This is a genomic window from Gordonia sp. ABSL11-1 (assembly GCF_030315685.1).
Lineage (GTDB): Bacteria > Actinomycetota > Actinomycetes > Mycobacteriales > Mycobacteriaceae > Gordonia.
This window is the reverse complement of sequence record NZ_JASXSI010000005.1, coordinates 85345-107349: the sequence shown is the minus strand read 5'-3', so window position 1 is coordinate 107349 and position 22005 is coordinate 85345. Positions and strand designations below refer to the sequence as shown.

Sequence of the window (22005 nt, the reverse complement as noted above, 5' to 3'; positions counted from 1 at the left end):
TCCGGATTCACACCGGATTCCCTCGACGATCGGTGCCGCAGAGCGGCCGGGGCCACCATACCGCGCGAACACCGCGTCCGGATTGTCCGGATGGCACCCGCCGTCCGGGCGTGGCCCACTCACTCAGCCGACGAACGAGTCGATGATGCGGTCGAGCACGACGAGCACCTCGGCGGTGGCAACGTCCTTGTCGTCCGCCGCCGACACATACAGTGCCGACTCGTCGAGCGCCCCGATGGCCACGTGTGCGATCGGGCGGACCGGCTGATTCTCGATCTGACCGACCGCGATCGCCGCCTGCAGAATGCCCTCGATGAGGGCGAATCCGAACTCCTCACCGCGTGCCCGCCACTCACTCCAACCGAGCACCGACGGTGCGTCGACCAACGAGATCTGGTGGACGGCCGGGTCGGTGACCCGTTCGAGAAAGACACGGACGCCGGCCTTCAGGGCCGCGACCGGATCGGCGAGTGCGAGCTCTCCGACCCGTTCGGCCACCTCGGCGGTGATGTCCTGCTCGACCTGGTCGTAGACAGCGGTGAAAAGGCCTTTCTTGTCATCGAATTGGTGATAGAGCGCGCCGCGCGTCACCCCGGCGGCGTCGACGATGGTCTGCGTCCCGACGGCGGCGTAGCCGTGCTCACCGAATAGGGTCCGGCCCGCACCGATGAGCGCGGAACGGGTCGCGGCGGTCCGTTCCGCCTGAGTACGACGATTGACTTTCATACAGGTTGCACGTAACTTTCATACCGAGTGCTCGTAAGTTCACGATGAGCCTAGTCGAAAGGCACCGAAACCATGACCGCGACGATCACGACCATCGACCTTCCCTCTGGAACCATCGAGTACGCGAGCTACGGACCGGAAGACTCCGCTCATCCACCGGTCGTGTTCGTCCACGGCGTCGCGGTCGACCATCGTTTGTGGCAACCGGTCGCCGAACTGTTGGCCGACGCCGGATTCCGTTGTCACGCACCGACACTGCCCTTGGGCTCACACCGGATCCCATGGGGGCCGCAGGCCGATCGCAGCCCGCGTGGCGCGGCGACACTCGTGCGAGAGTTCGTCGCGGAGCTGAACCTCTCGGACGCGACCCTGGTGACCAACGACACCGGCGGCGCCGTCACCCAGTTCGCCCTCGACGCCGACCCCGGGTTCGTCCGGGCGCTCGTCTTCACCAACTGCGACGCCTTCGACCTGTTCCCGCCGCAACCGTTCCGGCTCCTGTTCGCCCTGCTACGTCAGCGCGCCCTCCTCAAGCCGCTGATCGAATCCATGCGCTTGCGTGCACTGCGTCATTCACCGCTCGGCGTCGGCCTCCTGCTCGCCCATCCCGACCCCGATCTGACCTGGTCGGTATTCCAGCCGCTGCGCACCGACGCCCGGATCCGAGATGACCTCGTCGCCTTCCTGAAGAAGATCGATCGCACCGAACTCGCCGCGGTGACGCCCCGGATGTCACGGGTGACGCTCCCGGTGACGATGGTCTGGGGTTCGGACGACCGGTGCTTCACCCCCGAACACGGACGTCGCTTCGCCGCCGTCTTCGACGACGCGCGCTTCATCGACGTGCCCGGCGCACGCACCTTCGTCTCCCTCGACGAGCCGGCGGCGGTCGCCGACGCGATCGTGGCGGCGTCGACTCGGGTGTGACCCTGATCGGCCACCGCACCCGTCCGCAACTCTGCCGAAAGAAATTCTCCGATAGGGCGTCGGATTCCGGCCGCGGCGAACGACGATGAAGGTGTGAGCGGTGAACAACAGGATCCGCCCGGAGGCGGTGCGCCCGCGCTGCTGGCCGTGTACGACGTTGCACTGCCTGCGGTGTACGGGTATCTGCTGCGTCGGTGTTCGGATCGGCGGGTCGCCGAGGATCTCACCTCCGAGACCTTCCTGGCCGCGATGGACACCGTACGCCGCGATGGTGAGGCACGACCGACGACGCCCTGGTTGATCGGGGTGGCACGCCACAAGCTCGCCGACCACTGGCGGACGATGCAGCGCACCCCGGAGCCGGTCGAGGAGGTACCCGAATCGGCCGACGACGAGTGGGACGTCCACCTCGATCGGATGGTCGCCCATCACACGCTGGCGCAGCTGTCGCCGACGCATCGGGCGGTCCTGACCCTTCGCTACGTCGACGATCTGCCCGTCGGCCAGTGTGCGGCCGCCCTCGACCGCACCGTCGGGGCCACCGAGGCGCTGCTCACGCGGGCCAAGCGATCCTTTCGCGCGGCCTATCCGGACACCGACACCCGTTCCGGACACAGCGGTTCGAGGAGAGGGGGTCACGCATGAGCGAGCACAACAGCACCGAACGCGGCGCCGCACCGGCCGATCCGTTCGTCGCCCTGCGGGCCGCCGACACCCCAGGCTGGACCGATCCGATCGCCCCCGACGCCGAGTTCGCGCACAGGTTGCGGGACCGACTCGAGCGCGGCGCGACCCTGCCCACAGGAGTAGTCATGAGTACCGACATCAGCACCACCGACATCAGCAGCACGATCGACACCACCGACACCCCCACGGTCGAACGACCGGGCGCGTTGCCCTACCTCACCATCGACGGGGCACGCGCCGCCGTCGACTGGTATGTCGCCCATCTCGGCGCGACCCTGCGGGGTGAACCGATCGTCATGGACGACGGCCGCATCGGTCATGCCGAACTCGAGATCGGCGGCGGTGTCATCTACGTGGCCGATCAGTTCGAGGACATGGGCCTGCGCGGACCACAGCCCGGGCACGTCTCGGTCAGCCTCATGCTCCCCGTCGACGACACCGACGCGGCCGTCGCCGCAGCCCGGAACGCGGGCGCCTCGGTCACCCGTGAACCGTATGAGGGCTATGGCACGCGGACCGGCACCATCATCGATCCATTCGGGCATCGGTGGATGCTGACCGGGCCGTCGAAGGCCGGTGCGCCGCTGACCGGCCGCATCCACGTCGGCGACATCGTCTACATGTCGCTGCAGACGCCCGACGTCGACCGCGCCGTGCGGTTCTACGGCTCGGTGCTCGGCTGGGAGTACGATCCGTCCACCCGACAGGTCACCAATCTCGGTCACCGCCTGGGTATTTCGCAGGCCGGCGACTACGGATCGAACACTCTCTACTGTGTCTACGCCGTCGACGACTTCGAGACCGCGCGCGCCGCGATCGTCGCGGCGGGAGGGAGCGCGGGTGACGTCGGCGAGGTGTCCCGGGACGGCACGCGCGTGGTCGACGCGGTCGACGATCAGGGTGTGGCGTTCTCCGTCCACGTCCCCGCCTCCGACGAACGGCGTCCGGATCAGCATCCCCGCGGAGTGGGCGAGATGTCCTATCTGACGGTGCACACGGCCGACAGCGCTCGATTCCGCGCGTTCTACGGTGCCGCGCTGGGGTGGACGTTCCACGGCGGGCGGATCGACGACGGGTGGGAGGTCGACGATGTGCGGCCCCAGATCGGCATCGCCGGCGGCGCCGAGCGGTCGGCGGCCGTCCCGATGTGGAACGTCGACGACATGGACTCCGCCCTCGCACGGTTGCGGTCCGCCGGCGGTCGTGTCATCACCGAACCGGACACGCAGGCCTACGGGATGATGGCGCACTGCGCCGACGACCAGGGCACCGAGTTCTACCTGGGTCAGCTCTTCTGAGTGCGGTGGGCCCGGGGCGAGCCGTCGGAGTCGGAGACATCATGGCTCGCACGGGATTCCGCGACATCGGAGACGTGGTCCTCGACGAACTCGATCAGTCCGGTGAGTCGGGCGGCGACCTCGGCCCCCAGGTCGGTGAGTGAGTACTCCACGCGGGGCGGGATTGCTTGCAGGACGGAGCGATTCACGAAACCGTCCCGCTCGAGGGCCTGGAGGGTCACCGACAGCATCCGCTCGCTCACGCCATCGACCCGGCGGCGTAGCGCATTGAACCGCATGTCGCTCTCACCCAGTGCGACGAGCGCCAGGAGACCCCAGCGGCTCGTCACGTTCTGCAGGATGTCGCGTGAGGCGCAGTCGCGGGCGAAGACGTCCGCGACGAAGGCCTGATCGACCTCGTCTGACCCCGGCTCCGGTGCGGGCTGCGCTGCGGACATGCCGCCCATCATACGCAAACTCCTGTGCATGTGGTTACCGTCACGGTTGCACCATACGAATAGTAAGTGCACCATGGCCGGGAAGCACCGCTCATCCGGTGACAACGACGCAGAGGAGAGACCCATGACCGTGTATGCAGTGACCGGAGCCACCGGCGGACTCGGCGGCGACGCCGTCCGTGCCCTCATCGGGCGCTCGGTCGCACCCGCCGACATCGTCGCGGTGGTACGCGACATCGACAAGGCGAGCGAGCTCACCGACGCCGGCGTCGCGGTACGCGTGGCCGACTACGCCGACCGCGATGCGCTCGAGGCCGCGTTCGCCGGTGTCGACCGTCTGTTGTTCGTCTCGGGCTCCGAGGTCGGCCAACGCCTGCCGCAGCACACGAATGTGATCGACGCAGCCGTCTCGGCCGGCGTCGGCCTGGTCGCCTACACCAGCATCCTGCGGGCGGACACATCACCGCTGCAGCTGGCAGGCGAGCATCTCGCGACCGAGAAACTGTTGGCTGACAGCGGACTTCCCGTCGTGCTGCTGCGCAACGGTTGGTATTCCGAGAACTACCTCGCATCGGCGCCGGCTGCGATCGAGAGCGGCGTGTTCTACGGAAGCGCGGGCGAGGGGGAGATCGCGCCGGCGTCGCGGGCGGACTACGCCGAGGCGGCGGCTGCCGCATTGATCTCCGCCGACGCCGGCCAGGTCTTCGAACTGGCGGGCCCGCAGCATCTCTCCTACGCAGATATCGCGGCCACCTTCACCGAGGTCAGCGGCACGCCGGTGCGGTACGAGGATCTGCCCGAGTCCGACTACGCCGCCGCCCTCGTCGGCGCCGGAGTCCCCGCTCCGTTCGCCGACGTCCTGGCGAACTCCGATGCAGGTGTCGCGGTCGGCGCCCTCGACTCCGACTCGACCGACCTCGTCGATCTCCTCGGTCGGCCCGCAACCGGGTTCCGGGATGTGGTGCGGCACGGGATCGTCGCCACACCCTGAGTCGGTTCACACCGAGCGAAGACATGGCCGCACGCGGGGTTGCCGTGTGGTCCGGATTCCGGACCACACGGCAACCTGTGTCGAACAAGGTCAGGCGCGGGTCTGCAGCAAGCCGATGGCCACGACCACGAATCCCGCAGTGGATACGACGGCGCGCACGATGTTCCACTGCACCCACGGTCGGACGAACTCCGCCCAGACCGCCGGGGCATCGGCCGCCGACACCGTTCCGGCCGCATCCAGCCGGTTGTTCAGCGGCATATTGATTCCCATCGTGATGAGCACCGCGAGAACCGCCAGGACCGTGGCCGCGACGAGCCACCACCGCATCGGGTCACCCCACCACAGCGCCACCCCGACGGCACCGAAGACGATGGCGCCGGCGAAGACCAACGCGAACACGGGGTTGATGATCGCCACGTTGATGCGCTGCATCGAGGCGACTGCCGTCGGCGCGCCTGCGCGCTGCAGTCCGGGCATCACCGAGTAGGCGAACGCCGCGAACAGGCCTGCGGTCAGCCCCATCGTGGTGATCGCCAAGACCAGGACGGTGTCACGGAGCTGACTCATCACGACACCGGTTCCGGCGCGACAGCACAAGCCCCGGCCGCTGCGACGTCGGCGATGTCGTGCGGCGCCCGGCCGAGTACCCGCTGCACGTCATCGGAGACGTGCGCGTTGCGACCGTCGAACAGCGTCCCGAAGAGCTCAAGCAACAGTTCGATCTCCGCCGCGGGTACGTCGAACTGCCGCAACAGGTCCCGATAGTCCGCGGGCGACACCTCGGTGAAGGCGACGGCCGCACCGCGGGCCCGCCCGAAGGCGTCCGCGGCCTCGGCGAACGTGAGCAGGCGAGGTCCGGTGAGATCGTACGTGCGGCCGGCGTGCGGGTTGTCGCCGTCGGACGTGACGTCGAGCAGTGCCGCGACTGCGACCTCGGCGATGTCGTCGGCGTCGATGAAGGGTTCGCCGACATCTCCGACGGGCAGGGTCAAGGAGCCTGCGGTGACCTCCGGCGCGAATCCACCCTCGGTGAAGTTCTGATCGAACCACGCGCACGACAACACGGTCGACTCCGCTCGTGCCGCGTGTACGAGACGCGCGGCCGCGTCGGCCTCGGACTCGCCGCGCCCGGCCAGCAGAACCAGTCGCGGGATGCCGGCGTCGTCGGTGAGACGGACGAACTCGGCGATGTCGTCGGTCGCCCCGGGCACGATGAGGTCGGGCTGATAGGTGAGGTAGACGGGTCCGGCGCCGACGAGGGCCGGGGCCCAGGTCGATCGGTCCGTCCAGTCGACGACGGTGTCACTCGACCGGCTGGCCCGGCGGATGTCGTGGCCGCGGCTTTCGAGGAGTCTCGCGACCCTCGAGCCGGTCTTGCCGGTCGCGCCGACGACGAGGACAGGGCCCGCTGCGGTGAGGCTCTCGGTGGGGGTGGTGGGGATAGTGTGTGTCATGACCTCAGTCCACCGTGAGATGACGAGACGATCCATGGTTGATCAACTCGATTCCATACGTGATCGTCTCGCTCGACGGTAGGGTCACGGAGTGGACGCTCTCGGAAGCCTTCTCAACGGTCCCCGCGCGCAGACCCCGATGATGTTGCGGATGGTGATGCGGTCGCCCTGGTCGGTCCGTATCGAGGACACCGCACCGCTCACCGTCGTCGCCGTCACGCGCGGCTCGTCGACCGTGACCTACGACGACGGCACCCGCCACCGGGTCGCCTCCGGTGATGTCGCACTCATCCGCGGCACGCACCCGTACACCATCGGCGATCAGCCCGGAACCGACCCGGTGGCGCGGATCGACGCCAACGGGGACTGCTTCGACCCCACCGGGATTCACAGCGTGGCCGACGACATGTGCTTCGGTGTGCGCTCGTGGGGCAACTGCGCCGACGACCGGGACGCTGCGGCGATCATGCTGATCGGCACCTACTCGAGCGGCGAGGTCAGCGGGCGGTTGCTCGATGCGCTCGACCGGATCACCCTCGTACACCTGAGCGATCACCCGCTCGTCGGCCTGATGGAGGACGAGATCGTGCGCGACTCCCCCGCACAGGAAGCCGTGCTGAACCGCCTGCTCGATCTCTTGCTCATCACCGGGCTGCGGCAGTCCATGGAGTCCGGTGCGGTACGGGCCTCCCAGTGGTATCGCGCTCACTCCGATCCCGTCGTGGGACAGGTACTTCGGCTGATGCACAACGACATCGCGGAACCGTGGACCGTCGCGTCCCTGGCTGCGGCGACGGGCGTGTCGCGGGCGGTGTTGGCGCGGCGTTTCACCGACCTCGTCGGAGAGCCCCCGATGACCTACCTGACCACCTGGCGGTTGTCGACGGGCGCCGACCTCCTGGCCGACGGTGGTCGCTCTCTCGGATCGATCGCACACGAGGTCGGCTACGGCAGCGCATTCGCCTTCAGTGCCGCGTTCAAACGCAGCCGGGGCGTCAGTCCGGCCGCATACCGTGCACGGGCCGCCCGCGTGATTCACTGATGGCCATGTCCGCCCGTTCCTCGCTCGCCCGCGTCGTGCAGCGCCTTCCATTCGGCATCGGCACCGTCACGATGGTGCTCATCGCGGCGATGATCGCCGCGATCGGGATCGTGCTCGCCACCGGCACCCCTGAGGGGACGTCGACCGAACACGCGAACGGGCAGCTGCGCGGCTACGCCGACGAACCCGACGTCGCCTGGACCCAGTCCAGCGACACCCTCCCCGGCTATCGCGCCGACGCGGGTGTCGACGTGGTCGACACATGGCAGGACCGCTGGCTGTTGAGCTACCCGTCGGGTCTCGGACGGGCCTTCCTCCTGGTGAACGAGGAGAGCGGAACACCGTTGTGGGACAAGCCGGTCGTGGCGGGCTTGGGTGGTTGCGGACTCGACGACGAGGGACAGGTCGGGTGCGCGATCAAGGTCGGTGGCGTTCCCGACGGCTTCTACCTCATCGACGGTGAGGGAACCCCGTCGTCGGCGTCCGATCTGGACGACACGAAACAGGTAGTCGGCGTGGGTTCCGATTTCCTCCGCATCGATCAGGCGGGCTACCGCGTCACGCTGCGCAACCCGATGGGACGGGAGGTGTGGTCCCGCACGTTCGCGACCGCCGCCACGGCGTCCGCCCGCGACGACGGGGTGCTGACCGTCTCGACAGCCGACGGGACCCGGTTCGTGCTCGACCCGGCCACCGGCGCGGATCTGCTCTCCTGCAGCCAGTGCACCATCGCCTCGTACCCGACCGGTATCACCGTGCAGTACAATGAGTTCGGCAAAGAGCGCGTCGCCACCCACGCCGTCGACGACGGGGTGCCGGGCACATCACCGGTCTCGGTGTCCGCGGGATTGCGGGTCCTCGACGGCGCCTCGGTCCTCCCGGTTCTGACCGGTACCGGGGACAGCCAGGTCCAGGTGACGCAGGGGCGCTACGAGATCCGTGACCCGGCCCGACAGGGTGCGCTGTGGCAGATCACCGATCCGGAGCTGTCCAAGTCCAACACCAAACCCTGCGGTGACATGGTCGCCCTCGCGCTCAAGGACCGATCGCGGATCTTCTACACCCTCGCCGACGGCACCCGGGTCGGCGCGATGGGGCCGCCCGCGCTCGATGCCCCCGATTCGAACATCGATCAGCTGCAGTGCGTCGGATCGTCGGAGTCGACACTGGTGTTCGCCGACACCAATCAGATCACCGGGATCGACGCCGCCGCGGGTCGCATTGCGTGGACACGGTCGGTCATCGGTTCGACCGAGGCGGTCGACGGGTACATCGTCGTCCACGAGGGCACGTCGATCACGGTGCTGCGGCCGAACTGAGGCGTGCACCATCCGATCCCTGAGGAGCCGCGCGAGAACCGAGCGCTGCGTCCGGGAGCAGCACATCCCCGGGATCGAGATCTACCCGCCACCCAAGAACGCCTGCAGCGCAGCCGAATACATCGGGATGTCGTCGGCGCCCATCAGTTCTCGGGCACTGTGCATCGCAAGCTGCGGTGCGCCGACGTCGATCGTCGACAGCCCGGTCCGGGCCGCCGTGATCGGTCCGATGGTCGATCCGCACGGTAGGTCCGCGCGATGTGTGTAGCGCTGCATGGGAACCCCCGCGGTGTCGCAGGCGACCGCGAACACCGCCTCGCCGATCGCATCCGAGGCGTACCGCAGGTTCTGGTTGACCTTGAGCACCGGCCCGCCGTTGATCGTGATGCGGTGTGACGGCTCGTGCCGGTCCGGATAGTTGGGGTGGGTGGCATGCGCCATGTCACCGGACAGACACACACTCGCCGCCATGGCCTGCAGGAAGTCGGCACGAGAACCGCCGCGCGCCAGCACGATCCGCTCGATCACCGTGGACAGGAAATCAGAGGCGGCGCCACGTTCCGAGCCGCTGCCCACCTCCTCGTGGTCGAACAGGGCGAGCACCCGCGTGTCGACCGACGGTGCGCCGTCGAGAAGCGCACGCAGGCCCGCGTAGCAGGTTCCCTGATTGTCCAGCCGTGGCGCGCTGAGCAGGTCGTCGTCGGCACCGATGAGCCGACTCGGGGCGACGTCGTGGGTCATCAGTTCCCAGCCCAGCAGTGCGTCGGGAACGATCCCCGCATACGAGGCAACCCACTCGAGAACTCCGGGGCCCGAATCGCGCACCGACCACAGGCCGTCGACGTGCCGTTGCGGGTCGAGGCTGACCCCCTTGCGGTCCTCGGAGAGGTGAATGGCCAACTGTGGCACCCGGATCACCGGTTCGGTGACGTGGACGAGCACATGCTCGACGCCGGCGCCCATCCGATGGGCAAGGCGTCCGGAAAGGCCGAGGTCGCGGTCCAGCCATGAGTTGAGCCACGCACCCCCGTACGGTTCGAGTGCGACCATGCCGATGCCGGCCGAGGTACGGTCCGGGTGCTGCTTGAGCCGCAGGTTCGGGCTGTCGGTGTGGCCGCCGACGATCCGGAACGCGTTGCCGTCACCGGCATCCCACGCGATGATCGACCCGCCGCGGATCACGTAGGTGCGCCCCGTCGCCGACGCCCACTCGTGGTTCTCATACAGCCGCGTGTACCCGGCGGACTCGAGGTGCCCGGCCACGGTCGCGCACACGTGGAACGGCGACGGCGATGCGTCGATGAAGGTGCCGAGTTCTTCGGCGGTCGCGCTGGTCTCGATCATTGCCACCCTCTCAGTGGGGGATCTCGGTTCAAGTCTGCCGGACCGGACGCGCCGCGGAAATGTGCGCCCCAGCGACCGCGGCCATGGTCACGACAACGGAACTCATCAGCACCAACTCGCCGAGGTTCCCGACCCAGAGGACCGACGAGCCCGCTGCGGCGGCCACCAACATCACCAATGCTCCGACGAAGAGCCACGGGAATCCCGCATAGCGCCAGGCCACCACGCCGAGCACGAGCACCGCGAGCACGGTGATGATGGCGGGCAACGGCGGGCCCGAAACGGCGTCGTTCACGTATCGCAGTGCGTCACCGGCATCTTCAGGGACCAGGCGGGCGCGCACCCCCTCGTCGACGACACCGATGGTGATCAACATGGCGACCAGCACCCAGCCGCCGATCGCGACGTTGCGGGTCCGCGCCTGCTCCGCGCCCAGCCGCCCGACCAACACACCGGTGACGATGATCAACAGCGGGGTGAAGACGGCGTGAATCCAGAACCGCGGCATGTTGATCGCCAGTAGGGCGTCGCCGTAGCCGACGAAGCGGCCGATCGCGACGGCGATGTTGTCGTAGGCGAGGCCGGCGAGGATCACCGCCACTGCGGCGGCGCTCCAGCCGACCCTGGGCATGAGTCGAAGCGAGAGGACGCAGAGGCAGAGCATGGCGGCACCGATGGCCGCCATGATCAGCGAGACCATCAGGCAGCGGCCAGCACGGAGTCGATGACGGAGTAGAAGAGTCCGAGACCGTCGTCGCTCGGGCCGGTGAGCGGCTCGGTCGCATGCTCGGGATGCGGCATGAGCCCGACTATTCGGCCGTCGGCACTGGAGATGCCGGCGATGTCGAGCGCGGAACCGTTGGGATTGCCGCCCGCATAGGTGAACACGATCTGGCCCTCGCCCTCGAGTTCCTCGAGTTTGCGTTCCGGGGCGACGTACCGCCCTTCCCCTGACTTGAGCGGGATGAGGATCTCGGCGCCCAACTCGAACCGACTGGTCCACGCCGTCGTGTTCGACTCGACCTTCAGCCACTGGTCGCGGCAGAGGAAATGCAGACCTTCGTTGCGGGTCAACGCCCCCGGCAGCAGGCCGGCCTCACACAGCACCTGAAAACCGTTGCAGATCCCCAGGACCGGCATGCCCTTGGCCGCCGCCTCGAGGACCGATCCCATCACCGGCGCGAATCGCGCGATCGCCCCGGCCCGCAGGTAGTCACCGTAGGAGAAGCCGCCGGGCACGACCACCGCGTCGACCTTCTTCAGATCGGCGTCGCCGTGCCACAGCTCCACCGGTTCGGCGCCCGCGATCCGCGCGGCGCGCACCGCATCGACGTCGTCGAGGGTTCCCGGGAACGTGATCACCCCGATACGAGCACTCATGATCGACCGCCCTAGTCCGCGACGCGGGAGACGTTGAAGTTCTCGATCACCGTGTTGGTGAGGAGTTCTTCGGCGATCCGCTCGAGCGTGACATCGTCGACGGAGTCGTCGACCTCGAGCTCGAAACGCTTGCCCTGCCGGACGTCGGCGACACCGGCGAAGCCGAGGCGTCCCAGCGCCCCGACGATCGCCTGGCCCTGAGGGTCGAGGATCTCGGCCTTCGGCATCACGTCGACCACCACTCGCGCCATGGGCTGCTGCTCCGTTCTCGCTGGTCCGTGTTCAGCGAACACCTTACCGGGTGGTGGGGGCCCCTCGTGACGCGCGCTCGTTCCTTGCGGGCCCCCTCAGGGACCAGCTGGTGATCCCAGCCGATTCCTGAGGAGCGAAGCGTCTCGAAGGGTCAGAGAGCGGCCTCGATCGCGGAGATGACCGCCGGATCGTTCGGCTCGGTACGCGGCCGGAAGCGGTTGACCACGGTGCCGTCGGCACCGACGAGGAACTTCTCGAAGTTCCATTGCACATCACCTGCCTCACCGTCGGCATCGGCGGCCTTGGTCAGCTCGGCGTACAGCGGATGTTGCTCATCACCCTTGACGTCGGCCTTCTCGAGCAGCGGGAAGGTCACGCCGTAGCTGGTCGAGCAGAAGGTCGCGATCTCCTCGGCGGTCCCCGGCTCCTGACCCATGAACTGGTTGCACGGCATTCCGACAACAGTCAGCCCGCGGTCGACATAGGTCGTGGCGATCTCCTCGAGTCCGGTGTACTGCGGGGTCAGCCCGCATCTGCTGGCGACGTTGACCACCAGGAGCGGACCGGTGAAACCAGAGAGATCGAGTGCGCTGCCGTCGAGTGCTTTCACAGGGATGTCCTTGACATTGCTCATGCCATCGACGCTAGCGCAGCGAATCCAGGGGAGCCCGCGTTCACCTGAGCTATGACCTGGGTCACTGCAGGTGACACGGTATGTCCGAACTCACCATTGATTGCGTGTACGAAATAGTTGCGTCTGCGTTAGCTTTGTCGAGTGTCTCCATCCATGTTGCCCACCGGCGCGTCGACCTGCAGCGCAGGTGCGTCGATCGAACGCGCCTACGAGTCGTTGATGGGCTTCCTGGACCGGCTCGCCTGCGTGGGCAAGTCCCAGACCATGGATTCGATGGCCGCCACGGACCTGACGTTCTCGCAGTTGCGAGTCCTGTTCGCGCTCGGTGCACATGGCGACGGCGCCGAGTGCATGTCCGTGAACGAGATCGCCCAGCAGGTGAACCTCTCCCTCGCCGCCGCAGGACGTATCGTCGACAAGCTCGTCGGTATCGGCCTCGTGGATCGGCGCGAGGACACCGCCGACCGCCGGGTCAAGCGGGTCTCCCTCACCGCCGAGGGGACACAGATCGTCGACTCGCAGCTGAGCTTCAAGCAGGACATCATCCGCGGTTTCGTGGCGGGTCTTCCCGACTCTCTGCGCACGAACCTGTGTCGCGCACTCGATCCCATTGTCGACAACGACGTCGACTACTTCTCCGGCATCGCCGGATCAGAACAGACCGTCACCGCGACCACCACACCGTCACCGAGTTCCTCTCAGAAACAGAAAGTCGGCTCATGACCTCCTCGTCAACACCGGCCCACGCGCACGCGGGGCCACCGGACACCAAGCTCGATCGGCATGTGCTGATGGTGGCCGGCGTCGTCGTGCTCGGCGCGATCATGTCCATCCTCGATGTCACCGTCGTCGCCGTCGCGCAGAACACCTTCCAGCAAGAGTTCAGCACCGACGCGGCCGGCGCTGCCTGGACCGCCACCGGTTACACCCTTGCCCTTGCCGCGGTCATCCCGCTGTCCAGCTGGGCCGCTTCACGATTCGGCACCAAGAAGGTCTACCTGACCTCGCTGGTCCTGTTCACCCTCGGCTCCATCCTGTGCGCGCTTGCGTGGAACATCGGTTCGCTGGTCGCGTTCCGCGTGATCCAGGGTCTCGGCGGCGGACTGCTCATGCCCATCGGCATGATGATCCTCACCAAGGCAGCCGGCCCGGAACGGGTCGGTTCGGTCATGGCAGTGCTGGGAATCCCGATGCTGCTCGGCCCGATCGGCGGCCCGATACTCGGCGGCCTGCTCATCGAGAAGGCGAGCTGGCACTGGGTCTTCCTGATCAACGTCCCGATCGGGATCGTTGCGTTCATCTACTCCTGGTTCGTTCTGCGCAACGATGAGGCGACGTCGAAGCCCAGGATCGATATCGTCGGATTGCTGCTGCTCTCACCGGGTCTCGCATTGTTCCTGTTCGGCATCTCATCGAGCGCCGAGCATCGCACCTTCATGACCGGCAGTGTGCTGATCCCCGCGATCATCGGCGCGGTCCTCATCGCGGCGTTCATCTGGCACGCCTTCCACTCCGACAAGCCGTTGCTGGATCTGCGCCTGTTCCGTAATCGCACCCTCGCCGTCGCGGTGATCACCATGACGCTGTTCATGATCGCATTCTTCGGTGCCGCACTACTATTCCCGCAGTACTTCATCGGTGTCCGCGGTGAGACGACACTCGCCGCCGGCCTCCTGCTGGCCCCGCAGGGCCTGGGCGCCATGATCACGATGCCAATCGCCGGCCGGATGACCGACAAGATGGGCCCCGGCAAGTTCGTACTCGGCGGCATCGTGCTGATCCTCGTCGGCATGGGAGTGTTCGTCTTCCTCGGTGCCGAAACCTCCTACTGGCTTCTCGGCGGTGCGCTGTTCGTCCAAGGTCTCGGTATGGGCATGACGATGATGCCGATCATGTCGGCCGCGCTCGCCACGCTCAACAACTCGCAGGTGCCCGACGGTTCGACCCTGATGAACGTGGTGCAGCAGACCGCGTCGTCGATCGGCACCGCGGTCATCTCCGTGGTGCTGGCCAGCAACCTGGCGGGCAACCTGCAGGCAGGTGTCGCGATCACGTCGAACACCAACCCGGACGCGCTGCCACCCGAGTTGCGGGACGTCCCGGTCCCGGCGTCGTTTTTCGACTCCGCCGCCGACATCTTCGGATCGACGTTCATGGTCTCGGTGGTGCTCATCGCGCTCACCCTGATCCCGGCGTTCTTCCTGCCCCGCAAGAAGATCGCATCGTCGCTGGTCGAAGAGGACATGGACCGCCCAGCCCCGGCGATCATGCACTGACACACCCGAGGACTACTCGACGACGACAGCACCCGGATCTGCGGATCGGGGTGCTGTCGTCGTCTCCGGGTGACCTGCGTTCAGTGGAGCCCTTCGATTCATGGCGATAGTCCGCGCCCGGCGCGGACTATTGCGATGACGCGCAGATCAGTCGCCCGACGGCGGCTCGTAGGCACCCGTCTGCTGCAGAATCCACGCCAGCTCGAAGGCGACTTCTTCCCACTGCTTGTAGCGGCCGCTGACGCCGCCGTGGCCCGCCGACATCTCCGTCTTGAGCAGGACCGCGTTGTCCGAGGTGGTCTTGTCCTGCAGACTCGCCACCCATTTGGCCGCCTCGGTGAACAGCACACGGGTGTCGTTCAGAGAGGTGAGCGCCAGGATCGGCGGATACGGCTTCGCGTCGACGTTCTCGTACGGCGAGTACGACCGCATGTAGGCGTAGACGTCGGGATCGTGCAGCGGGTCTCCCCACTCATCCCACTCGATGACCGTGAGCGGCAACGACGGATCGAGGATCGACGTCAGCGCGTCCACGAACGGGACCGAGGCCAGGATGCCGTTGAAGAGTTCCGGCGCCAGATTGGCCACCGCGCCCATCAGCAGACCGCCGGCCGAGCCGCCCTCGGCGACCATCTGGTTCGGAGTGGTCCACCCGGTGTCGACGAGATACCGTGCGGAGTCTACGAAGTCGGTGAAGGTGTTCTTCTTGGTGAGGGTCTTGCCGTTGTCGTACCAGTACCGGCCCATCTCTCCGCCGCCGCGGATATGGGCGAGCACGAACACCACGCCGCGGTCCAGCATGGACAGACGCGACACCGAGAACGACGGATCGATGCTCATCTCGTACGAGCCGTAGCCGTAGAGCAACAGCGGAGCAGGCCGGTTCGCATCGACCCCCTTGCGCCGGACGATCGACAGCGGGATCTCGGTTCCGTCTGCGGCCGTGGCCCATTCGCGCGACTGCACATAGTCGGCGGGGTCATATCCACCGAGCACCGGCTGACGTTTCAGCAGCGTCCGCTCGCCGGTCGCGACATCGAGATCGAGGACCTCGGTCGGCTCGACGAAGCTCGTGTAGCCCAGACGCAGTCGCGGCGTCGACCATTCGGGGTTGCCGCCCAGACCGACCGAGAAGAGCTCCTGATCGAAGTCGACCTCACCGAAATCTGCTGCAGTCGGAATCCCGTCGATCCGTCGGAGATCGGCGATCGCGATCTTCGGCAGCGCGGACCGCCGGTAGGACAGCACGAGGTAGTCCTCGAAGGCGTCGAGATCCTCGATGCGGCGGTCCGGATCGTGGGCGAGGAACTCAGTGCGGTTGCTCGGATCGGTGACCGGCGCGATGTCGATGGCGAAGTTCTCGGCCTTCGCACCGTCCCGGATGTCGTTGTGCACGATGACGAAATAGTCGTCACCGCCGATGACCGCGTGCTCGACGTTGTACTCCACACCTTCCACTCGCGGTGCGACACTGCGGAACTCACCGGTCGGGTCGTCGGCGGGCAGGACGTACACCTCGGAGGTGATCTTGGAGCCGACACCGATCATCAGATACTTGTCGCTGCGGGTGGAACCCATGCCCACCCAGTATTTCTCGTCGGGCTCGTGGAAGACGGAGACGTCGTCGGCACCGGCACCGATGTCGTGGCGCCACACCGTGTCCGGCCGCCACGCGTCGTCGACGGTCTGATAGAAGACGTGCCGCGCGTCGGCCGACCAGACCGCACCGCCCGCGGTGTCCCGGATCTCGTCGTCGAGGAGTTTGCCCGTCCGAAGGTTTTTGAACCGCAACGTGTATCGTTCGTCGCCGACGACATCGGTGCTGTAGGCGAGCCAGTCGCCGTCGTCGCTGACGGTCAACGCCCCGAGGCTGAAGAAGTCGTGTCCCTCGGCCTCGACGTTGGCGTCGAGCAGGATCTCCTCGCCGGGCAGAGCCGCGCCGGCGTCGAGGACCGGTGGGGTCCAGTCGTCGTCGCCGGCGATCGGGCAGCGGCAGCGGATGCCGTACTGCTTCCCGGCTTCGGTGCGGCCGTAGTACCAGTACCGGCCGCGACGGCTGGGCACCGACATGTCGGTTTCCTGCGTGCGGCTCTTGATCTCGCCGAAGATCTCCTTACGCAGCCCGTCGAGTTGCCCGGTGTGATTCTCGGTGAACTCGTTCTGCGCCTCCAGATAGGCGATGACCTCGGGATCGTCCTTGTCGCGCAACCATTCGTACTGGTCGACGAACGTATCGCCGTGATGCGTCCGGTCGCTGGGGACCTTCTTGGCCACCGGCGCGGTGACGTCGGAACTCACAACCATCTCCTACTCGTGGTTCGGCCAGTCTGCGAAGGACTTCTGCGAAATCCATTCGTAGGCCTCGATGTATCGGGCGCGGGTGCGGGACACCACCGGCTCGGGCAGCTCGGGCGGTGGCTGATCGGCCACCCTGTCCCATCCGGAATCGTCTCCCGTGAGCCAGTTCCGGACGATCTGCTTGTCGAAGCTCGGCTGCACCTCGCCGGCCCGGTAGGACGCCGCCTCCCAGTACCGCGACGAGTCCGGCGTGAGGACCTCGTCGGCGAGGACGAGTTCGCCGTCGTTGCCGATGCCGAATTCGAACTTGGTGTCGGCGAGGATGATTCCACGATCGGCGGCAAGCGCTGCGCCCCGTCCGTAGATGTCGAGGGTGGCGGTGCGCAACTGGTCGGCACGGTCGGCGCCCTCCTGCTCGACGACCCTGGAGAAGCTGATGTTCTCGTCATGGTCGCCCTGCGCCGCCTTCGTGGCGGGGGTGAAGATGGGCTCGGGCAGTCGGCTCGCCTCGTCGAGCCCAGCCGGCAACTCGACCCCGCACACCGCCCCTGTGGCGCGATAGTCGAGCAGCCCCGACCCGGTGAGGTAGCCCCGCGCCACGCACTCGACCTGCACCATCGGGAGCTTTCGGACGACCATGGACCGGCCGACGACCTCGGCCGGGATCCGCGCATCCGTGGGTCCGCCGGCGAGGTGATTCGGCACGCCGAGCACGTCGAACCAGAAGAAGCTCATCGCGGTCAGGATGCGCCCTTTGTCGGGGATCGCGGGACTGAGGACGTGGTCATAAGCCGAGATCCGGTCCGAGGCCACCAGCAGCAGGGTCTCCGGGTCGATCTCGTAGATCTCCCGGACCTTTCCCGAAGCCAGGTGGGTGTACGTATTCAGTTCCGGACGCATGGCTTCGACCTTAGAGGTATGACATCCTGCATCGCATGACCGGTCCGCAGATCACCATCACCTACTGCACCCAGTGCAACTGGCTGCTCCGGGCATCGTGGATGGCGGGCGAGCTGCTCAACACATTCGGCACCGAGCTGGGCTCGGTCACCCTCGTGCCCGGCACCGGCGGGGTCTTCCACATCGATGTCGACGGCGAGCAGGTGTGGGAACGCAAGCGCGACGGCGGGTTCCCCGACGCGGTCGCCCTCAAGCGTGTGGTGCGTGACGTCGCTCTGCCCGACTGGAACCTCGGGCACGCGGACCGGGCGGTTGACCCTTCGTGACACTCCGCTATCGCTCCGTTCCTCAGGGATCGAGGTGACAGCCGGATCGCTTCCGTTCCTCAGGGATCGATGCTGACCCCGATCCCTGAGGTGCGAGCGGAGCGAGCCTCCGTCCGCGGTCCCTGATATGCGAGCGGAGCGAGCCTCGAAGGGTCAGAGAATCGGCGCCGGACTGTAGGAAGCGGCGTCGGGGTAGTCGGCGATGATCTTCTCCGCCGCGGCGATGACGTCGGCGACCTGTTGCTCGGCGGCACCGACGAACGCGGTCTTGTCGGTGAGCAGTTCCTCGAGCTGTGCACGATCGAGCGGGATGCGGTCGTCCGCGGCGAGACGGTCGAGCAGATCGGGTTCCCGTCCCTCCTCGCGCATGGCCAGCGCCACGGCGACCGCGTTCTCCTTGATGGCCTCATGGGCGGCCTCGCGCCCGACGCCCGCCCGGACCGATGCCATCAGGACCTTCGTCGTCGCGAGGAACGGGAGATAGCGGTCGAGCTCATTCGCGATGACCGCGGGGTACGCGCCGAACTCGGCGAGCACGGTCAGGAACGTCTCCATCAGTCCGTCGAGGGCGAAGAACGCGTCCGGCAGCGCGACCCGGCGCACCACCGAGCAGAAAACGTCGCCCTCGTTCCACTGCGCGCCGGCGAGCTCAGCGGCCATCGATCCGTACCCGCGGAGCACGACCTGCAGGCCGTTGACACGTTCACAACTGCGCGTGTTCATCTTGTGCGGCATCGCCGAGCTGCCCACCTGACCCGGCTGGAATCCCTCGGTGACCAGCTCGTGGCCGGCCATCAGCCGGATGGTGTGGGCCAGCGACGACGGTCCGGCCGCCAGCTGGACGAGCGCCGACACGACGTCGTGATCGAGCGACCGCGGATAGATCTGGCCGACCGAGGTCAGCGACCGGGAGAACCCGAGGTGATCGGCGACGCGCGACTCGAGGTCGGCGAGTTTCACCGCGTCACCGCCGAGCAGGTCGAGCATGTCCTGCGAGGTCCCCATCGGTCCCTTGATCCCGCGCAGCGGGTACCGGTCGAGCAGTTCACGCACCCGGGTCAGCGCGATCATCACCTCGTCGGCGGCGCTCGCGAACCGCTTGCCCAGCGTCGTGGCCTGCGCCGCGACGTTGTGGCTGCGGCCTGCCATCACGACTGACGAATACTGGGCAGCCCGTTCGACGATCCGTGCGAGCACCGCGACGCCGTGGGCGTGGACGTACCCGAGGGAGCGCAAGATCTGCAGTTGCTCGACGTTCTCGGTCAGGTCACGGCTGGTCATCCCCTTGTGGATCTGCTCGTGTCCGGCCAGCGCGTTGAACTCCTCGATACGTGCCTTGACGTCATGGCGGGTGACGCGTTCACGATCGGCGATCGAGGCGAGGTCGATCTGGTCGACGACGCGTTCGTAATCGGCGATCGCGCCGTCGGGCACGTCGATCCCCAAATCGCGCTGCGCCTTGAGGACCGCGATCCACAGCTGCCGTTCGAGGGCGATCTTGTGGCGCGGCGACCAGATCTCCGCGAGGTCGGCGGAGGCATAACGACTGGCCAGGACGTTGGCGATGACGGGCTTCGACACGGGCACAGTCTAGTCACGCGACGCCATGGGCCCGAATCCGACGGCGGATCTCAGTTCAGAGCGCGAAACACGCCCACCCCGACCCGTAGCCCTGGTGCACGCGATAGAGGGTCTTCGGGCCGGTGACACCGCCCTGCTGGGCATAGAGCTGACGATCGCCGGGCCGGCGCGGCACCCATCGGATGGTCGCGATCGCACCGTCGGCGACCGCGGCCCCGAGGAAGCGAGGCGCCTGCCCGCGTTGCTGTTCCCAGAAGGTCACCCTGCCGGTGGCGTTGACCGGCACGGTCAGGTCGTAGAGGCAGCCCGACCCGTAGACCACCGACGAGAACGGCACACCCGCGTCCACCTTTCCGACCGGTGCCGCCGAGGCGGTTCCCGGTGCCAGGAGGACACCGGTCGCTGCCGCCGTCGCGATACCGGCACCGAGCAACGCCCGGATCCGCCGGCGTCCCGTCGGCCGGGCCTTTGTCGATCGCTTCATGTCGTCGTCTCCCCCTCTAGGATTCGATCCTCGATCATTCGCGTGGCGCGAGAACATCGATGACCTCGTGCAGGGCATCGCGTGCCGCCACATACGGGTTGCCATGTCGCATGCCGAGCGCGCCTACCACGGCGCCGTCCTCCACCGCGATCAAGTGCCCCACGTGAACCGGGTCCGCGACCCGATAGGACTTCTGCAGTACATCCGAGTGCATCTCCGCGAGCAACTTACGGCGGTCGACGACCACATCGCGCAGTCGAGGGTACCGGGCGGCCAGCGCAATCGTCTCGTAGCGGGCCGCGAGGGTCTGGATCGTGGTGTCGGGTCCGATGAAGACCTCGGCGAGCGCGTCGGCGGTCGCCTGCCCTCCCCGACGCCGCTTGGGCAGCGCGTCACGACGCTCGGCAATGCACTCCTCGTCGTGCCGGCACACATTGGCGGCGGCCTCGGCCATCAGATCCTCGAGCGAACCGAAGTAGTAGGTCGTCGACGCCAGGGGCAGTTGCGCGCGTTCGGCGACGGCACGATGACGCACCGCGTCGAACCCGCCCTCGAGCAGCAACGCACCGGCGGCCTCGATGAGTCGGGACCGACGTCGCAGCCCCTTCGGGGTGGCCGCCGAAGTCATGGAATCATGCTGCCAAAGGCGTTGCCTGCCTGGGATTACTTTGGCAAAAGCCGTGACGCGGTCGGGCATTTCGGCTATGCCGCACGTGTGGCGCACCGCGGGCGTGGCCACCGCGAAGGTGGGAGGATCGGGCGATGGACGACGAGACATTTCTGCGTCAGGCGATCGACCTCGCGGCGCAGGCACGTGCCCGTGGCGATCATCCGTTCGGGGCACTGCTGGTCTCCCCCGGCGGCGAGTTCGTTGCGAGCGCCCGCAATTCGGTCTCCACGGACAGCGATCCCACCGGACACGCGGAGACGAACCTGGTGCGGGAGGCGGGGCGTCTCATCGATGCCGGCACGCGCCGGACGCTCACCCTCTACACCAGCACCGAACCGTGCGCGATGTGCGCCGGCGCGATCTATTGGGCGGGCATCCCCACGGTGGTCTACGCCCTCAGCGAGGTCGACCTGGCATCGATGACCGGCGACGACCCGGCCAATCCGTCGATGTCACTGCCGTGCCGGGAGGTGTTCGCCCGCGGCGCGCATCCGACGACCGTCCGCGGACCGTACGACATCCCAGAAGCCCGCGGGGTGCACGCGGGCTTCTGGCGCGGCTGAGGCGATCGGTAGCGAGGTCGGCATTCCGGCACTGAGCGGCTCTCCACCGGCGCTCCACCACGGACCCGACAATACCCCCGAGGGTATAGGTGGCGTAGTCCCAGGAAAGCAGGTGCCTCACGGTCGGCGACCACGAGTCGATCACCATCGTGCTCAATCGTCTGCGGCGCGCCCACGGACAACTCGCGGGCGTCATCTCGATGATCGAGCAAGGACGCGACTGCACAGACGTGGTCACCCAACTCGCCGCCGTGTCGCGAGCCCTCGATCGCGCAGGATTCAAGATCGTCGCCACCGGACTACGGCAGTGCCGGACCGGCGAGGACGCCGACGACAGCGAACCGATGACCGAGGAACACAACTCGAGAAACTGTTCCTGACGCTCGCCTGAGCGTCGCACCACACCCAGAAAG

General features: G+C 67.2%; 24 protein-coding genes and 1 pseudogene. 11 read left to right on the top strand and 14 right to left on the bottom strand.

Features of this window, described 5'->3' with window-relative positions:
• Positions 1–123: 123 nt before the first annotated feature.
• Positions 124–726: a TetR/AcrR family transcriptional regulator gene (locus QSJ19_RS07615; protein ID WP_286319468.1), complete on the bottom strand. Its 603-nt coding sequence runs from the start codon at positions 724–726 to the stop codon at positions 124–126.
• Positions 727–798: 72 nt separating this feature from the next.
• Between QSJ19_RS07615 and QSJ19_RS07610 the strand changes: the two genes are divergently transcribed.
• The 3 genes from QSJ19_RS07610 to QSJ19_RS07600 all read left to right on the top strand — a co-directional run bounded on the left by QSJ19_RS07610 (position 799) and on the right by QSJ19_RS07600 (position 3638).
• Positions 799–1653, top strand: coding sequence for an alpha/beta fold hydrolase (locus QSJ19_RS07610; protein ID WP_286319467.1), 855 nt, complete (start codon positions 799–801; stop codon positions 1651–1653).
• A 93-nt stretch (positions 1654–1746) separates the two neighbouring features.
• Positions 1747–2298: an RNA polymerase sigma factor gene (locus tag QSJ19_RS07605; RefSeq protein ID WP_286319464.1), complete on the top strand. Its 552-nt coding sequence runs from the start codon at positions 1747–1749 to the stop codon at positions 2296–2298.
• Positions 2295–3638, top strand: coding sequence for a VOC family protein (locus tag QSJ19_RS07600; protein ID WP_286319463.1), 1344 nt, complete (start codon positions 2295–2297; stop codon positions 3636–3638). Before QSJ19_RS07605 ends, QSJ19_RS07600 begins: the two co-directional genes overlap by 4 nt.
• Here the strand turns inward: QSJ19_RS07600 and QSJ19_RS07595 are convergent.
• Positions 3626–4075: a winged helix-turn-helix transcriptional regulator gene (locus QSJ19_RS07595; RefSeq protein ID WP_286319462.1), complete on the bottom strand. Its 450-nt coding sequence runs from the start codon at positions 4073–4075 to the stop codon at positions 3626–3628. The genes QSJ19_RS07600 and QSJ19_RS07595 overlap by 13 nt on opposite strands.
• A gap of 124 nt (positions 4076–4199) precedes the next feature.
• On the opposite strand from QSJ19_RS07595, the gene QSJ19_RS07590 reads away from it, so the two are divergent.
• Positions 4200–5066: an SDR family oxidoreductase gene (locus tag QSJ19_RS07590; RefSeq protein WP_286319461.1), complete on the top strand. Its 867-nt coding sequence runs from the start codon at positions 4200–4202 to the stop codon at positions 5064–5066.
• A gap of 90 nt (positions 5067–5156) precedes the next feature.
• Here the strand turns inward: QSJ19_RS07590 and QSJ19_RS07585 are convergent, their stop codons facing one another.
• On the bottom strand, positions 5157–5636 hold the full coding sequence (locus QSJ19_RS07585) for an anthrone oxygenase family protein (RefSeq protein ID WP_286319460.1): 480 nt from the start codon (positions 5634–5636) through the stop codon (positions 5157–5159).
• Positions 5636–6523 (bottom strand): Rossmann-fold NAD(P)-binding domain-containing protein, encoded by an 888-nt coding sequence (locus QSJ19_RS07580; RefSeq protein WP_286319459.1) that lies wholly within the window; start codon positions 6521–6523, stop codon positions 5636–5638. Before QSJ19_RS07580 ends, QSJ19_RS07585 begins: the two co-directional genes overlap by 1 nt.
• A gap of 91 nt (positions 6524–6614) precedes the next feature.
• Between QSJ19_RS07580 and QSJ19_RS07575 the strand changes: the two genes are divergently transcribed.
• Together QSJ19_RS07575 and QSJ19_RS07570 are read left to right on the top strand one after the other, a co-directional pair.
• The gene (locus tag QSJ19_RS07575) at positions 6615–7565 is read left to right on the top strand and encodes an AraC family transcriptional regulator (RefSeq protein ID WP_286319458.1); all 951 of its coding nucleotides are present in this window, start codon (positions 6615–6617) and stop codon (positions 7563–7565) included.
• 5 nt (positions 7566–7570) lie between these two features.
• On the top strand, positions 7571–8884 hold the full coding sequence (locus QSJ19_RS07570; protein ID WP_286319456.1) for a hypothetical protein: 1314 nt from the start codon (positions 7571–7573) through the stop codon (positions 8882–8884).
• 81 nt (positions 8885–8965) lie between these two features.
• On the opposite strand, the gene QSJ19_RS07565 is transcribed toward QSJ19_RS07570, so the two are convergent.
• The 5 genes from QSJ19_RS07565 to QSJ19_RS07545 all read right to left on the bottom strand — a co-directional run bounded on the left by QSJ19_RS07565 (position 8966) and on the right by QSJ19_RS07545 (position 12494).
• Positions 8966–10228 (bottom strand): M18 family aminopeptidase, encoded by a 1263-nt coding sequence (locus QSJ19_RS07565; protein ID WP_286319455.1) that lies wholly within the window; start codon positions 10226–10228, stop codon positions 8966–8968.
• A 28-nt stretch (positions 10229–10256) separates the two neighbouring features.
• Positions 10257–10928 carry a hypothetical protein gene (locus QSJ19_RS07560; protein WP_286319454.1) on the bottom strand — a complete coding sequence of 224 codons (672 nt, stop codon included), beginning with the start codon at positions 10926–10928 and terminating at the stop codon, positions 10257–10259.
• The gene (gene purQ / locus QSJ19_RS07555) at positions 10928–11608 is read right to left on the bottom strand and encodes a phosphoribosylformylglycinamidine synthase subunit PurQ (protein WP_286319453.1); all 681 of its coding nucleotides are present in this window, start codon (positions 11606–11608) and stop codon (positions 10928–10930) included. The genes QSJ19_RS07560 and purQ overlap by 1 nt, the downstream gene beginning before the upstream one ends.
• An 11-nt stretch (positions 11609–11619) precedes the next feature.
• Positions 11620–11859, bottom strand: coding sequence for a phosphoribosylformylglycinamidine synthase subunit PurS (gene purS / locus QSJ19_RS07550; RefSeq protein WP_286319452.1), 240 nt, complete (start codon positions 11857–11859; stop codon positions 11620–11622).
• Positions 11860–12011: 152 nt separating this feature from the next.
• Positions 12012–12494, bottom strand: a complete 483-nt coding sequence (locus tag QSJ19_RS07545) for a glutathione peroxidase (RefSeq protein WP_286319451.1) — start codon at positions 12492–12494, stop codon at positions 12012–12014.
• Positions 12495–12647: 153 nt separating this feature from the next.
• On the opposite strand from QSJ19_RS07545, the gene QSJ19_RS07540 reads away from it, so the two are divergent.
• Both QSJ19_RS07540 and QSJ19_RS07535 read left to right on the top strand, forming a co-directional pair.
• On the top strand, positions 12648–13217 hold the full coding sequence (locus tag QSJ19_RS07540; protein WP_286319664.1) for a MarR family winged helix-turn-helix transcriptional regulator: 570 nt from the start codon (positions 12648–12650) through the stop codon (positions 13215–13217).
• A complete protein-coding gene (locus QSJ19_RS07535; RefSeq protein WP_286319450.1) occupies positions 13214–14770 on the top strand; it encodes a DHA2 family efflux MFS transporter permease subunit in 1557 nt (518 codons plus the stop codon). Before QSJ19_RS07540 ends, QSJ19_RS07535 begins: the two co-directional genes overlap by 4 nt.
• Before the next feature lie 147 nt (positions 14771–14917).
• On the opposite strand, the gene QSJ19_RS07530 is transcribed toward QSJ19_RS07535, so the two are convergent.
• Together QSJ19_RS07530 and QSJ19_RS07525 are read right to left on the bottom strand one after the other, a co-directional pair.
• A complete protein-coding gene (locus QSJ19_RS07530) occupies positions 14918–17074 on the bottom strand; it encodes a S9 family peptidase (protein ID WP_286319448.1) in 2157 nt (718 codons plus the stop codon).
• A 3-nt stretch (positions 17075–17077) separates the two neighbouring features.
• Positions 17078–17968 (bottom strand): phosphoribosylaminoimidazolesuccinocarboxamide synthase, encoded by an 891-nt coding sequence (locus tag QSJ19_RS07525; protein ID WP_286319447.1) that lies wholly within the window; start codon positions 17966–17968, stop codon positions 17078–17080.
• A gap of 35 nt (positions 17969–18003) precedes the next feature.
• Here QSJ19_RS07525 and QSJ19_RS07520 point away from each other — a divergent pair, with 35 nt between their 5' ends.
• Positions 18004–18294: an Rdx family protein gene (locus QSJ19_RS07520; protein ID WP_286319446.1), complete on the top strand. Its 291-nt coding sequence runs from the start codon at positions 18004–18006 to the stop codon at positions 18292–18294.
• Between the two features lie 153 nt (positions 18295–18447).
• Here QSJ19_RS07520 and purB read toward each other — a convergent pair whose 3' ends face one another.
• Genes purB through QSJ19_RS07505 form a run of 3 tightly spaced genes read right to left on the bottom strand, consistent with a single transcriptional unit; the run spans position 18448 to position 20987 of the window.
• Positions 18448–19875, bottom strand: a complete 1428-nt coding sequence (purB, locus tag QSJ19_RS07515; protein WP_286319445.1) for an adenylosuccinate lyase — start codon at positions 19873–19875, stop codon at positions 18448–18450.
• A 55-nt stretch (positions 19876–19930) separates the two neighbouring features.
• Positions 19931–20359: a hypothetical protein gene (locus QSJ19_RS07510; protein WP_286319444.1), complete on the bottom strand. Its 429-nt coding sequence runs from the start codon at positions 20357–20359 to the stop codon at positions 19931–19933.
• A 34-nt stretch (positions 20360–20393) separates the two neighbouring features.
• Positions 20394–20987 (bottom strand): TetR/AcrR family transcriptional regulator, encoded by a 594-nt coding sequence (locus QSJ19_RS07505; RefSeq protein WP_286319443.1) that lies wholly within the window; start codon positions 20985–20987, stop codon positions 20394–20396.
• A 134-nt stretch (positions 20988–21121) separates the two neighbouring features.
• On the opposite strand from QSJ19_RS07505, the gene QSJ19_RS07500 reads away from it, so the two are divergent.
• Positions 21122–21592, top strand: coding sequence for a nucleoside deaminase (locus tag QSJ19_RS07500; protein WP_286319442.1), 471 nt, complete (start codon positions 21122–21124; stop codon positions 21590–21592).
• 140 nt (positions 21593–21732) lie between these two features.
• Positions 21733–21983, top strand: a pseudogene (locus tag QSJ19_RS07495) (metal-sensitive transcriptional regulator).
• Positions 21984–22005: the final 22 nt, after the last annotated feature.

Coding starts and splice junctions, on each gene's coding strand:
- QSJ19_RS07525 (WP_286319447.1), bottom strand. CDS start 17,968: ATGCGTCCGGAACTGAATACGTACACCCACCTGGCTTCGGGAAAGGTC.
- QSJ19_RS07530 (WP_286319448.1), bottom strand. CDS start 17,074: ATGGTTGTGAGTTCCGACGTCACCGCGCCGGTGGCCAAGAAGGTCCCC.
- QSJ19_RS07565 (WP_286319455.1), bottom strand. CDS start 10,228: ATGATCGAGACCAGCGCGACCGCCGAAGAACTCGGCACCTTCATCGAC.
- QSJ19_RS07520 (WP_286319446.1), top strand. CDS start 18,004: ATGACCGGTCCGCAGATCACCATCACCTACTGCACCCAGTGCAACTGG.
- QSJ19_RS07510 (WP_286319444.1), bottom strand. CDS start 20,359: ATGAAGCGATCGACAAAGGCCCGGCCGACGGGACGCCGGCGGATCCGG.
- QSJ19_RS07500 (WP_286319442.1), top strand. CDS start 21,122: ATGGACGACGAGACATTTCTGCGTCAGGCGATCGACCTCGCGGCGCAG.
- QSJ19_RS07545 (WP_286319451.1), bottom strand. CDS start 12,494: ATGAGCAATGTCAAGGACATCCCTGTGAAAGCACTCGACGGCAGCGCA.
- QSJ19_RS07610 (WP_286319467.1), top strand. CDS start 799: ATGACCGCGACGATCACGACCATCGACCTTCCCTCTGGAACCATCGAG.
- QSJ19_RS07580 (WP_286319459.1), bottom strand. CDS start 6,523: ATGACACACACTATCCCCACCACCCCCACCGAGAGCCTCACCGCAGCG.
- QSJ19_RS07595 (WP_286319462.1), bottom strand. CDS start 4,075: ATGTCCGCAGCGCAGCCCGCACCGGAGCCGGGGTCAGACGAGGTCGAT.
- QSJ19_RS07570 (WP_286319456.1), top strand. CDS start 7,571: ATGTCCGCCCGTTCCTCGCTCGCCCGCGTCGTGCAGCGCCTTCCATTC.
- purS (WP_286319452.1), bottom strand. CDS start 11,859: ATGGCGCGAGTGGTGGTCGACGTGATGCCGAAGGCCGAGATCCTCGAC.
- QSJ19_RS07505 (WP_286319443.1), bottom strand. CDS start 20,987: ATGACTTCGGCGGCCACCCCGAAGGGGCTGCGACGTCGGTCCCGACTC.
- purQ (WP_286319453.1), bottom strand. CDS start 11,608: ATGAGTGCTCGTATCGGGGTGATCACGTTCCCGGGAACCCTCGACGAC.
- QSJ19_RS07560 (WP_286319454.1), bottom strand. CDS start 10,928: ATGGTCTCGCTGATCATGGCGGCCATCGGTGCCGCCATGCTCTGCCTC.
- QSJ19_RS07600 (WP_286319463.1), top strand. CDS start 2,295: ATGAGCGAGCACAACAGCACCGAACGCGGCGCCGCACCGGCCGATCCG.
- QSJ19_RS07585 (WP_286319460.1), bottom strand. CDS start 5,636: ATGAGTCAGCTCCGTGACACCGTCCTGGTCTTGGCGATCACCACGATG.
- QSJ19_RS07590 (WP_286319461.1), top strand. CDS start 4,200: ATGACCGTGTATGCAGTGACCGGAGCCACCGGCGGACTCGGCGGCGAC.
- QSJ19_RS07540 (WP_286319664.1), top strand. CDS start 12,648: ATGTTGCCCACCGGCGCGTCGACCTGCAGCGCAGGTGCGTCGATCGAA.
- QSJ19_RS07615 (WP_286319468.1), bottom strand. CDS start 726: ATGAAAGTCAATCGTCGTACTCAGGCGGAACGGACCGCCGCGACCCGT.
- QSJ19_RS07535 (WP_286319450.1), top strand. CDS start 13,214: ATGACCTCCTCGTCAACACCGGCCCACGCGCACGCGGGGCCACCGGAC.